This is a genomic window from Fulvivirga sp. M361 (genome assembly GCF_007097395.1).
GTDB lineage: Bacteria > Bacteroidota > Bacteroidia > Cytophagales > Cyclobacteriaceae > Fulvivirga.
Map to the genome: position 1 here is coordinate 375,496 of NZ_VKDC01000005.1, position 13,523 is coordinate 389,018.

The 13,523-nt window shown below is 42.2% G+C and carries 8 protein-coding genes; 2 read left to right on the forward strand and 6 right to left on the reverse strand.

What is annotated here, in order from left to right:
* Nucleotides 1-139: 139 nt before the first annotated feature.
* Complete coding sequence (locus FNH22_RS06810) at nt 140-511, forward strand: T9SS type A sorting domain-containing protein (RefSeq protein ID WP_143397585.1); 372 nt, start codon at nt 140-142, stop codon at nt 509-511.
* 209 nt (nt 512-720) lie between these two features.
* Here FNH22_RS06810 and FNH22_RS06815 read toward each other — a convergent pair whose 3' ends face one another.
* Complete coding sequence (locus FNH22_RS06815) at nt 721-3,999, reverse strand: discoidin domain-containing protein (protein WP_143397586.1); 3,279 nt, start codon at nt 3,997-3,999, stop codon at nt 721-723.
* A 1,110-nt stretch (nt 4,000-5,109) separates the two neighbouring features.
* Between FNH22_RS06815 and FNH22_RS06820 the strand changes: the two genes are divergently transcribed.
* Nucleotides 5,110-5,472, forward strand: a complete 363-nt coding sequence (locus FNH22_RS06820) for a T9SS type A sorting domain-containing protein (RefSeq protein ID WP_185154105.1) — start codon at nt 5,110-5,112, stop codon at nt 5,470-5,472.
* An 84-nt stretch (nt 5,473-5,556) separates the two neighbouring features.
* Here the strand turns inward: FNH22_RS06820 and FNH22_RS06825 are convergent, their stop codons facing one another.
* The 5 genes from FNH22_RS06825 to FNH22_RS06845 are packed head-to-tail and all read right to left on the reverse strand — an operon-like array spanning nt 5,557 to nt 13,466.
* Complete coding sequence (locus tag FNH22_RS06825) at nt 5,557-6,528, reverse strand: aldo/keto reductase (RefSeq protein WP_143397588.1); 972 nt, start codon at nt 6,526-6,528, stop codon at nt 5,557-5,559.
* Nucleotides 6,529-6,544: 16 nt separating this feature from the next.
* A complete protein-coding gene (locus tag FNH22_RS06830) occupies nt 6,545-7,681 on the reverse strand; it encodes a glycoside hydrolase family 18 protein (RefSeq protein ID WP_143397589.1) in 1,137 nt (378 codons plus the stop codon).
* Between the two features lie 7 nt (nt 7,682-7,688).
* Nucleotides 7,689-9,671, reverse strand: coding sequence for a sodium:solute symporter family protein (locus FNH22_RS06835; protein ID WP_143397590.1), 1,983 nt, complete (start codon nt 9,669-9,671; stop codon nt 7,689-7,691).
* Nucleotides 9,672-9,706: 35 nt separating this feature from the next.
* Entirely contained in the window at nt 9,707-10,789 is a 1,083-nt protein-coding gene (locus FNH22_RS06840) for an acyltransferase family protein (RefSeq protein WP_255518002.1), read from the reverse strand.
* A gap of 4 nt (nt 10,790-10,793) precedes the next feature.
* Nucleotides 10,794-13,466: a family 20 glycosylhydrolase gene (locus FNH22_RS06845; RefSeq protein ID WP_143397592.1), complete on the reverse strand. Its 2,673-nt coding sequence runs from the start codon at nt 13,464-13,466 to the stop codon at nt 10,794-10,796.
* Nucleotides 13,467-13,523: the final 57 nt, after the last annotated feature.

Below are 13,523 nucleotides of genomic sequence, written 5' to 3' on the forward strand. Positions count from 1 at the left end.
GCTATAAATACCGCTCTTTTGGTAATCTATGGTAGTACAAGATAAGCAAAACAGCTTAGCAAAAATTACGCTTTTTAGCTCTTATACAGCCATGCACAGTAGCCTAGCTTTGTAATGTTGATTTGAAAGTAACAAACAGATGTCACAGATAAAAAAGTTAATAGTAGTAGCCGCAGTATCAATGGCAAGTTTAACTTCAGCCCAAGCTGATGTGAATGGAGACAGTACCCTGGTATCAAATACTCAACATACCGTTGCCGCGTTAACACAGACTTCTCTAGATCACTTTCAAGCTGAGATTAATGAGAATACCGATACATTATCATGGGAAATCGCTGGTGTGGACAACAACGAAGAAGTAGAAATCAGCCTGATCAACTTAGAGGGAAAAACAGTGTATCAAATTAATGCCGGCGGCTACTCTTCTACTGTCAACCTTGATAGCAACATAGCGCCAGGGATATATATGGTACAGATGAGGGCAGGGAGCGTACAAAAACCAAACGATTAGTGATCCGATAAACCCGGATGGGAGGTCTTTCATCCAAGTTAATACGTCCGAAAACCTTGCACTTTACTCAGTCGCTTCTTGTGGTACATACAATTTTATAAAACTTTGGCCCCGGATAACATCAATAAAAATTCATTCATTTATCGTAAAAAATAGTGCTACCACAAGGACCAAAGATTTACCGTTTTGTAATCAAAAGCAATAAATGGCTACCTCTTCACCACCTTTAACTTTTTAATCACGCCATTTTCTTCAAAATGGAGTATATAAAGTCCACTTGATAACTCGCGCGTGTCTATTGTAACGACATCGTTATTCATTTTAATCCTGGGCTTATCGACTTTACCGCCCACGCTTATGAGTTTCATCGAATGTATTACTTTCTTAGACGTTATGCCTTTAATATTTAATTGATCTTCAAACGGCACAGGGAACACCTTCAAACCATCAAAATCACTCAGATCTACCATTGGACGAGCGCCACTGGCTCTGTCCGTTTCATTGGCCACCCTGGCATTTTCATCTGTAGTGTACCGTACGGCAAACTCCGCGACTGATGTCCATCGCTTACCATCCACTTCGGAAAGAGCACGGAAATAAACATAGCGACATCTGAATTTATTGAAGTCCACCGTTTGCTTCAACGTAGATTTTTGGAACGAACCGGTGGATAATTGCTGCCAGTTAGCCCCGTCCCAACCAAACAATTGGTAATCTTTGACCATGCCCGTAGTTCCTGTTTGTCTGCCTAAATAGGAAAACCCTACCAGGTCACGCTGCCGGCCAAGGTCTATGGAAATGTAGTGTGGGTGAGTAGTTTCATCATCATACCAGTTGGTATGCCAGTAAGTATCCGGATCACCGTCCACCGCTTTTTCCTTTCCCTGTTCTGCTCTCGTTGTTTCTTCACTGTCCGTTCCGTAAACTACACATCCGGTGCAATCTTCTAGTACATCCGGAGGAGTAACCACGTCGTCAATGACCACCTGGACCGTATTTGAATAATCTGAATAATTGGTTGCGTCCCAAGCCCTGATGCGGTAAGTGTAAGTACCTCCGGAGAGATCTTCGTCCGTGTATGCCTGCACGTTAGCCGTAAGGTTAGTAATGACCTGGTAGGCGCCTCCATTACTTCTTTCCAGTGAAAAACCATTCTCATTGCTGGCGTTGTCTTGCCAGGTTAATGAGACGCTCTTGCTGTTAACCATCGCCGTTAAATTACTCGGTGCGCTGACCGCATTGCCTTCTGCATCATAAAGATCGGACTCCCATATCCCTCTTCCGTATGTGGCCACGCGGATCTTACGTGTAGGATAGTGGATCTCAAGTTCTGAGGTGAGCACACCCGGTAAATTTGTGGAAAATGGCACCCATTCATTGAGATCATCATTCGTATAATATACTCCTGACTGCATACCAACGTATAGTCCTTTTACATCCGTATCATCAAATACCAGGCATTGAGCAGAAATATTGGGCAGGTTTCCTCTGATGTTCGTCCATACGTTTCCAGCATTGGTAGAGAGATATACCCTGGAGCCTGAAGCGGCAATCGCTACTCTTTCAGGGTTTTTCGGATCAACCGCAATATAATTGACCGTTCCGCTGAAATTACTGACTTCTGTCCATGACGGATTGGAGTTTTGTCCGTTTTTAGTTCTCCATACGCGTCCTCCGTTTGCGATATAGATATAATTATTATTCGAAGCGGCAATGGCCATTTCATCTAAGTTCCCTCCAATACTGATACTTGAGGTGATATTGCGCCAGCTGCCGCTTCTGCCTCCGTTATTACTTTTGTACAGATTGCCGTACCCTACATAAATTGTATTGTTATTAATGGGGTCCATTGAGAAGGGGGTTACCCATTCTCCTCTAAAGTCACCGGGTTTACTGATGCTTCCAATGCTATTACCTCCATCGGTGCTTTTATAAAGTGAACCGAATTGCACTGTTCCGTAAACCACATTTTTGTTTTTATGATCTATAAAACACTCCATTCCATCTGCACCAAGCCATTCTTTAAACTGACGGTTTGCTCCATTCATAATATTCGTGCCGTTGTCCTGTGCACCTCCTACAATCATATTTGCATCTGTTGCCGCTCCGCCAATACGATAATATTGTCTCACAGCAAGACCTCCCTGAGTAAGGTCAGCACAGTTATTACCCCGGTCAGTACTTCTAAAAATACCACCGTCCGTACCAAAGTAAATAACCCCGTTGATATACTGTAAAACCTCAATATCCGCATGCACATAAGAGCGGTCATTGGGTTGGTTCCAGGCCGCCATTGTGTTAAAACTCACCCCACCGTCTAACGAGCGTGAATAGTTCATCCCTCCCAGGTGCACTTCATTGGCATTGGTATTAGACACCGTAATGGCCATGTCACGTGCTGCCTGTGTGAAATACACGTCCCGGGTGGAAACACTGTTATAATCTGCTCGAACGCTAAAACTTGATCCGCCATCCAGGGACCTGTATAAGCGTCCAAAGCCACTCCCCCTTTTTTGAACCAGGTAGACAATGTTAGGGTTAGCAGGTGTGACCGCTAATTTCATTCGTTCGTTTGCAACAATACCGCTGGTAATGCGACTGAAAGAAGCACCACCATTGGTAGAACGATAAAAACGGTCTCCACAAGCATAGACCACATTAGTATTTCCGGGTTTAAATTCAACATCCTCTGCCTTCGCATTCATCACCCTGCTAAAACTGCCACCGCCGTTTTGTGACCTGTAAAGCGACCTGGTTGTACCAATAAATATAATGTTACTATTGGGATGGATTAAAATTCTTCTTGGTGTTCCGCTCACCCTGTATATTTCTGACCAGGAATTTCCACCATCTATTGATTTCATGATCTGCCCGGCAGAATTTCCCAGAAAAACAGTGTTACTATTATTCGGATCAATGGCAATAGACCAAATAAACATATTGACCATATCGTCTCCTAATGGCCTCCAGCTTCTTCCTGCATCTACAGTTTTCCAAATACCTCCGCCCGGAGAACCTGCATAAATGATCTGTTGTTCAGTAGGCTCCACAGCAATTGAAACAATTCTTCCCAAACCTGGCGACCAACTTCTGGTACGGGTCCAGTTGAATGGGCCCAGCTCCTTCCATTCACTACTGCTTTGCACCCTTTGTGATGTTCTATTGGCACGTTTATCCCAGGAAGACTGAAAACTATGACACTCGTCTAACACCTGGGTCTGGCTTATCACCTCACCATTAGCATCAGCATTTCGCTTTGCCCAATATAAATTTCGCATATAAAGCTTATATCCGCTTCCTTTTCCTTTGTCCCGGTTTTTAAAATACCGGTCTCCTTTACGTTCTAGTTTCTTCACCTTGATATCATCATCCTGCATCAGTTGAAAGATATCCTGTGCCTGTGCCAGTTGGTAAAGTGGACTGATCATCAGTAAAATGATCACAATCAGTCCTCCTTTTAATTTCAGAGCAACGTTTTTATTATACATAAGTCAGTTAATAATTATTTCAAATGATATTAATGGTCTTTAAATGGCATGCCTTTTTCGAAGGCCCACATAATCAGACGGTAACAAAAAGTATCGCTCAACTAAAGACAATCAATACAGTTAGGTTTTTTTCATACTTTGGGTTTAAAAAATTGACAATAACATACCATGAAGAGAGGTGCATATCACACACTCTATTAAAAAAATAAAGCCATCAGACTTGAGAAAAGAGTAACGTCGGCAGGATTTAAGTCATCCATACCGGTCTTGATAGTAAGATATTTTCAGATGCCAGTTTTAAAAAATATCTGGTCAACTGGCATACTCAATAAAGTGCTTCAAATTCCGTTGAACTCCGCACGTGTGCAAAGATACATCAGATCATCACTTTAATGAATGATAAATATTAATAAATTATTACATGAGTTAATAAAATATGAATATATAACTATTTAGTTGATTTTTAAATAGTTATTGAAAATAATTACAAGATGAAATAAATCATAGGAAATAACCTCTTGTATGGTATGAAAATAAAATTCAAATGGCATACAAGTTAATCATGGATCACCAAAATTCAAGAAGAAAAGTCGAATTTTATATGAATGATTTTCAAGATAATTATCTCCTTAACCTAAAAACTTGATTACCTGATCTTTGCAAGAATCCAGTAAGTTCCTAAAACAATAGCATTAAAGTTCCGTGTCACATCTTTGGTAGCATTTCCCCTCCGGAAGCCTTAAATCAAAAACCGCAAGGAGGAGCTACCCGATTTGAAAAGATCTGCCAAGAATTGAGTTTAGTCCTGTATACCTTGCATCCTCTTTCTTGCTTCTATAACCCGGGAACAGTTCCAATACCTTTGTTTGCCTGAACGAAGTTCTGACCAATTTCTTTGTTTTTCAAGGAACCACTCCGATCACATCCTTTGCAAAAGACCAGATAAAACTCTTTGTTAATAGTGAAGTTACTACCCTACTGGTAATCTATAGTAGCACTGTCTACGCAAAACAGCGTAGCTGAAATTACGCTTTTTAGCTCTTATATAGCCATGTCCTGCAGCCTAACTTTGTATTGTTGATTTGAAAGTAACTAAAACAGATGTCACAGATGAAAAAGTTAATAGTAGCAGCCACTGTAATAATAGCAAGTTTAACAGCAGCCAAAGCTGATATAAGAGAGAACTCTTCAGCGGTAAGTACTAAAGTTACTTTAACGCAGACTGTTGTAAATCATTTTCAAGCTGAAGCTAACAACAATATCGTTACACTAACATGGGAGCTTACTGATGCCAACAGCAATAAAGAAGTAGAGATCAGCATTATGAATTTAGAAGGAGCAACAGTATATCAGACTAAAGCTACAGGATCCTCTTCTACCATTGCTCTTGATAGCAACGTACCATCCGGAGTATATATGGTACAAATTAGTACTGGCAACGTACAAAGAACAAAACGGATAGTAATCCAATAACAATAAATAAGAATTTGTGGAAGAGGGGGATGCTTGCCCGGTCGATTTATCGGCCGGGCTTTTTTGTTTTTCTACCTGGATTATTTAATATGACCAGTCAGTAGGTAGCCTGTCCCATCGATGAGGCCTCAATTTTCCTATCCATTCTTTGGATAACCCTGCACCATCTCCAGCTTTCATATTTGCCTCCACATTACGAAGTTGACGCATTCCCGGAATTACAGTTGTCACAGTAGGATTTGAAGTGATAAAACGGAGTGACACTTCAGGAAGCGACATGTCATTTCCAATATCAGATCTCAATTTTTCTACCCTGTCAATGGTCGATGGAAGATTTTCTGGTCCAAAATAAATATTTCTAAAATCTCCCTCCGCCCACCTTGAATCCAGCGACAGGTTACCCGTTAGTGAACCTTCGTCAAAAGGTACTCTGGCTATAATGGCAATATTATTTTTCTCACAATATGGAAAGAGCACATCTTCCGGTGACTGGTCAAAAATATTATAGATTACCTGGATACCATCGATCAAACCGGTGTCAAGGGTTTTGATGCAATTGGCTGGCTCCCATCGGTTAACGCTTATACCGAAGCTTTGAACCTTCCCCTGGTCTTTCAACATACGAACGGTCTCTTTCCAATCGTCATGTTCTGACCACTGATCTTCCCAGACATGGAACTGTAAGAAATCAATGGTGTCCACTTGCAGGTTTGAAAGGCTCTTTTCGGTATATTCAATGATATATTCTTTGGGAAAAACCTCTTCTATAGTTGAGCCTTTATAGGGAGGCCATTTCCTGTTTTTAGGAGGTATTTTGGAGGCCGTATAAAGTTTTTTCGTCGAATGTCTTTTTAAAAGTCCGGCAAGTATCTGCTCACTTTTCCCATCTCCATATGCCCAGGCGGTATCAAAAAAGTTACATCCCATTTCCACCGCCAGGTCCAGCGCTTTGTGCGAGGTAGGGTCGTCTGAACCTGACCAGCCGGCCATGCCCCACATGCCATACCCTATTTCACTTACCTCCCAGCCCAGCCTTCCAAATCGTCGATAATGCATAGTTTTTAGTTTGCGTTCAAAGTTGATTGTTCAGTTCTTTATAGATCGTCTGAAGCAATTCTCCATCATCTCCGTTAAATTGCCAAAACATTACCCCTTTCATTCCTTCTTCTTTTACAAAAGCGGTCTTGATCTTAAGGGACCGGGCATTTTCATAGGCTACAAAAACAGAATCCTGATTGTTCCAAAGAAAAGGGACGCCGGCCGTACTGTCCCAGTGGGCCTGGTAACCCGGGGCCTTCAGCAGACTATCCCTGATCACGGTATAGCTCAAACTGCCAAACGGACCTTTGGCTGGCTGGTATAATCCGTGATCGGAAGGATTGACACCACCCCACCATCTGCCATAAAAAGGAACTCCCAATACAATTTTGTCTATGGGCACACCTGCATTCACATGTTGCTGTACCGCTATTTTAGCGCTAATGATCTCTTCATTATCATCATATTCAGAAGCATAAAGATTGGCATTATGACCAGACTTACCCTCCCAGCCACCGTGAAAATCATAGGTCATAATATTGACCAGATCCAGGTATTCGTGGACTTTATTCATGTCAGTATTATCCAGGTATCGTTGATTGGCCCCTGTTGCTATCGTGAGCAAATACTTCTCACCTGAACGCGTTGTCAACGAGTCAAGCTTTTCACGCAGTAATTTCAGAATAGCAGTAAAGTTCTGTCGATCTTCAGGTCTGTGAAGATTACCGGCTCCCGGCTGACCGGGATATTCCCAATCAAGGTCAATCCCATCTATTTTATGTCGCTGCATGTAAGCCACGGCGCTATTCGCAAACCGCTGACGGGATCGTGGCGTCAATACAGCGTTGGAAAACCCTCCTGACCATGTCCATCCTCCAATTGAGACCAGGACCTTCAAATTGGAATTGATTTGCTTAAGCTGGTTCAGCTTCATAAGATCAGGTGTGTCTTTCTGTCCTCCTTCTACCACAAGTCCGTCTTTTATATTAGCAAAAGCATAGTTGATATGCGTTACCTGTTTGGCTTTTTCAAGACCTTCACCCCAGTTATCTTCCCATTGTGTGACATAAGCCACCACTGTTTTTTCCTCTTCAAATTGACTGGGAGTATTGACGTTTTTACAACTCCCCAATAACATGCCGGAAATAATGACAAAAGCGAACTTTTTCATAATCAGTTTATTTCACAGGCCGTCCGGAAGACAGCGTTCCGAATACTTTAAAAAGTGCAAAGCCTGATAGGCAAGCCAATGTTATAAGTACCATACCTTGAATGAAATTGCCATATAAAAAGCCTCCAATAGAAAATAAACAACAGTAGATGCTAACACACCCCAAGAATACCAGCAGTATTTTTTTCGGCATCTGCCATGAATGAGTGTCGTAATTTTCGTCGAGTCCACCCTCCTGCTCAATGGCCAGTCGGATCTTTTTCCATCCTGGCCCACCGGGTAAGGTGCGCCTGTAAAATGATTTAAGGATCTCTATTTCTTCCGGCTTCCCTAAAAATGTCGCTGCCAGCCAGGAAGCTGTTACAACTAACAAACAAAGTATCAGTCTAATAGGAAGTATCACTGTATCAATCCTATTGGTTAATGCTGTAAACTCATCTTTGGAGTCAAAGGCGCTTAAGACAGAGATATCTGCAGATGACAGTTTGCTTCCTAACAAAGTAGCCTTATCAAACGAAGGTAAACCGTGTGCCTGATCAATTAGCACATCCGTTAACCCCTGTGTAGTCACTACCAGGGAGGCAACAGTGGTTTTATCAATGACCAGCACCAATAATATTGACATAACCGTAGCGGTGATCATACCTATAACTTCGGTCATGGCATTGATCCTCCACCAGAACCATCTTAATAAATAGATCAGGCCTGTACCCGCTCCTGATAGTAACAGAATATCAAAAGCCTGCGTAGCTTCTTCCAGAAAAGTAAGTGAGAATATGGCAGAAATGATCATTAACCCTCCGGTAGAAAGCCTGCCCACCAGAACAAGATGCTTTTCAGACGCTGTATTATCTACAAATCTTTTATAAAAATCATTAACGATGTAGGAGGAACCCCAGTTGAGGTGTGTTCCTATAGTGGACATATAAGCTGCAATAATGGAAGCCACTACCAGCCCCAGCCATCCTGGCCCTAACCTCGTGAGCATGGCAGGGTAAGCGATATCATGCCCAAGGTATTGATCTTTTATGCCCGGGAAGGTTTCCTGAATATCGGACAGTTGTGGAAAAACAACCAACGAAGCCAGTCCAACAATGATCCAGGGCCATGGTCTTAAAGCATAATGGGCGAAATTAAAGAATAAGGTGGCCCCTATTGCATTTTTCTCATCCTTGGCAGAGAGCATTTTTTGGGCGATATATCCACCTCCTCCCGGCTCTGACCCAGGATACCATACGGACCACCATTGTACGGCTATTGGGATAATAAGTAAGGGAATGTACACCCAGGGGTCTGAAAAATCCGGTAAAATGGAGAGTTTATGGATCACATTAGGGTGTTTCAGCAACGAGACCAATCCACCAACTTCCGGTTGTTTCACAGCTACTATTGCGGCATATACGGCGCCGAACATGGCTATAAAATACTGGAAAAAATCAGCCCAGATCACGCCTTTAATGCCCCCTAAGGTGGCATAAACGATCACTGCTATGGAAGAAATAAGGATCACTAAAGTAGGGTCCAGGCCAAACATAACGGCCCCAATTTTTATAATGGCCAAATGAACCGTTCCCATAATCAGGCAGTTGAACAATATACCCAGATAAAGCGCCCGGAATCCTCTTAAAAAAGAGGCTAGTTTGCCACCATAGCGTAACTCATAAAACTCCAGATCGGTCATTACCTCGGACCTTCTCCACAGCCCTGCATAGACAAATACAGTAACCATACCCGTAATAAGAAATGACCACCAGGCCCAGTTTTTCACTACTCCGCCTGATCTCACCATACCAGTAACAAGATTAGGGGTATCTGCGGAAAAAGTGCATGCCACCATGGAAACTCCCAGCAACCACCAGGGCATACCTCTTCCTCCAAGGAAGAACTCTGAAGTACTTTTACCTGCTGACTTCGAAGCTACCCATCCAATGGACAGCACAATCACAAAAAAGATACCGATAACAAGCCAGTCTATGGTTTCAAAGATCATAATATCGACAGTAGTTTAGGGAGGTATAATTTATTTTAAATTTTAATGAATATGGATTTCTTATACATAGCGAGCAGTATAAGATAGTTGATGGCTAAAAACCCCAGAGCAAAAGCCAATGAGGCCATATAAGGATCTAACCAGGGAAGAAAAAGATGATTGAAGATCCATCCATATGAACTAACTCCCTCCACGGGTATCAGGAAGAGCAGTTTCACCAGGATAATGGAAAGCGTATAGGCTGCAATCGCATTAGACCCCATGTGAACAAAGGGTTGAAAGTATATTTTGAAAATACTTTTCTTATCCAATACCCAATGCAGCATCATGTAAAATAAGATAGCCGTACCGGAAGTAAATAGTACAAAAGAACTTGTCCATAAACTTTTATTAATGGGAAAAATGAGGTCCCAGACCAATCCAATGACAATACCTGTCAGTCCGATACCTAACCATAGATAGTACTGCAAACCGGTCTTCTCTCCGGCAACAAAAGAATACCCAAAAACCAGTCCTGCGATACCGCTGGCAACAGCCGGTAGCGTACTTAGCACTCCCTCCGGGTCCCAAACCTTGGTTTGAGACCAAAGGTGCCCCCTCAGCAGCGTATGGTCAAGCCAGCCTTGCAAGTGATCATGCCCTTCCGGAACAGGCACATAATCAACGATCAACCAGTACCCCAACAAAAGGCCTGTCATTGTCCATAATATGGTACGATGACTGAATTTCAGATAAAGCACAGAGCAAACTAAAAAGACGATAGCAATGCGCTGTAAAACACCTGGTATCCGTAGCGATGTCAGGTTAAAATATGGAAAAGCATTAAGAAAAAGTCCTATGAAAAATAATATCAGAGCCCTTTGAACAATTTTTTTGTACAATTTGCCAGGTACGTCAACATCATCTGTTCTATACTTCTGAAGAGATAAACTAATGGATACCCCCATTATAAATATAAAGAAGGGAAAAACGCAGTCGGTTGGAGTAATACCATTCCATGACGCATGAAGTAATGGTGGGTAAACATAATTCCATGACCCTGGTGTATTAACAAGAATCATGGCTGCTATGGTTACTCCTCTGAAAACATCTACTGAAACTAATCTCTGGCGCTGCAATTCTTTATTCTGTCAGTATAAGCTCAGCAAATCCCACAGGGTGATGGAAAACACTGAGTCCCATGTAGTCATAATAACGGTATTCTTCGTGAATATCATCTGTATCATTAACACATACATTTACTCCCAGGGTGAGATTAGGCACTGGTTTTCTTCCAATCTCCTCCCAATCAATGGCAAACTCTACCAAATAGCCCTGGTCTGAATCCGTATTATCGTTCAACGTACCAAGGATCTTTACTTTGGTCCTGGCCTTCCCGTTCCAGGAGTTATCATACTCTCCGTTTTTGGTAAGCCCACGATCATCCATAACGGCGTTGAGCACATTGACATGATACGCCAGATCATCTTTTTTCCACTCAAGCGCACGGTCATACTTAGTATCAAACAATATCTCTATTCCATCGTCTTTATGAAGTCCCAATTCATCACGAAACTTCCTGGTAGCGCTAATATTGCTATTAGTTACCTTAAATGCAAAGTAAAGCTGATCCTCATCCCATTGTACGGCATAATGACAGGTATCTTTCCAACCTCTCCACATGGAAGGCACAAAAAAGTCCCAATCTGCATCCGTCCAGTCGTCCAGTTTTGCATCGATCTTTACCTTACCCTTCACCTTAGTTGCCCTGATCTGGGCCATTTGCATCATTACCAGCGAACGAATGGGGTCTATAACCTGTAGCTCTGTACGTGCTCCGGATTCCCTGGCTTTTTCAAGGGTTAGCATGGCATTAGTATACCAATTTGATTTGTCTTTGGGGTCCATTTCATGTGCATTGATTTCCAGTACCTCTAAACCCACCTCTGACACTTTCATAAGGTTAAGAGAAAGACTTTCTACTTCCTTCAACCCCGGAGCATTTTCTATCAGTTCAAGGATGGATGGATGATTATCCTTCCATGTAAGCAGCCAACGTTTGATCTGTTCACGAATGTCATCATTCCTATTCAACTGGTAAGATCTGACAAGACTGGAAAAGGTCAGTGCATCCGGAGCGTCAGCGATCGTAATATCTGCAAATCGATTAAAGGCATAGTGAAACTCATAGTATTTTCCACCCGGATTACGATTATAACCTTCTAATGGTTCTGACACACCAGCCAGTATTTTTACAGGTTGAATATCACGTCCACCTACCAGATTGCGCATTAGCGCTTCCCTGTTCTTAATGTGCCCCAGATCATGTTCTTCTAATTGAAGACTTATAATGTCCATTCTCCTGTACATCTCGGCGGCATCTCTTATGTTACCCGGAGACCAAAGTCTTTCTGCTATCACAGCGGTCCTCGGCCATATCCGGGAATCAATGGTAAAAGGTGTAACCAACTCTGACCACATGGTAGCCTCTCCTCCAAGAATATTCTTTGCTGCTTCCGGAGAGAGCTTCAGCCCCTTAGGTATAGGGTCCGTTTGATAATGATCACTGGCTCTCTTCATAAGGTCTATGTAAAATCCATTTGACAGTATACATTTATACCCCTCCTCCGATGCTTTCTTTAAGGAAGCTATACCTCTCCAGGAATGTATAATAGCGTCTTTGGGTAAATCATCATTCAGTATTTCGTCCCACCCCATCATATTTTTACCCAAAGAGGTCAGATGCTGTTGAATGCGTTTATTGAAATGATTCTGAAGTTGATGGATGTCCTTTAGCCCCTTTTCCTTCATAAAATTTTGTATCTCTTCATTATCATTCCAGTGTTTCCCTTCATTTTCATCTCCACCGATATGAAAATAGTCATCCGGAAACAGTGTCACCATTTCTGAAAAAAGGTTGTTTAATACCTCATAAGTCTTTTCCAAAGTGGGATTCAGTGTAGGGTCGAAAATGCCTGCCCTGTTTTGAAGCCGGTATGGCCCCGGAGCACTGGCCAGCTCAGGGAAAGCTACTAAAAATGCTGAAGCGTGTCCGGGTACATCGAACTCAGGGACCACACGGATGCCTTTTGCCGCTGCATATCGTACTATTTCTTTAATCTCTTCCTGGGTGAAATATTTACCGTCTGAAGCTTTCTCATGAAGCTGAGGATAAACTTTACTCTCCACCCTAAAGCCATGATCATCTACGAGGTGCAAATGGAGTACGTTCATCTTCACTGCAGCCATACCGTCAATATTTCTTTTTATAACTTCCATGGGTTGAAAATGCCTGGAAACATCAATCATTAGCCCTCTCCATGGAAACCTGGGTTCATCATCAACCACTAGTCCGGGAAAATAATATTGTCCTTCACTATTATTCAATGTTTGTATTAGCGTTTCCAGTCCCCTCATGGCACCAAAATCGGTTTTTGCTTCAAGCATAATCCCCTTATCATTGACTTCTAATTTGTAAGACTCATCTTCACCCAACATCAGTTTACCTCCTCTTGCCACCTTGATCAATAGATCAGTGGTCATTCGTTCATCAACTTCAGACACTTTTTCCTGAGAGAAAAACATACCCGTCCGCCAGTCGAGCCTCCTCAAAAAATTAGCGCTGTATTTTTCCAATCGGTGGGAACTGTATCCCTGGATAGCAACGGTAAAATCTTTTTCCAGGAAAAACCTGGCGTTTTGCCTCTCCCAGTGTTTAGGTATGGGCATCCAATCAAGCGGATCAGACTGACCGGTAGCGCCCACTGAAATGAAGATAAATAACGAAAGGACTAGAGTATTTTTAAGTGTTTTCATATAGAATAATGTGTATTTAATCCACCAGGAGGATTTATAACAAGTTTTATGGTCTCA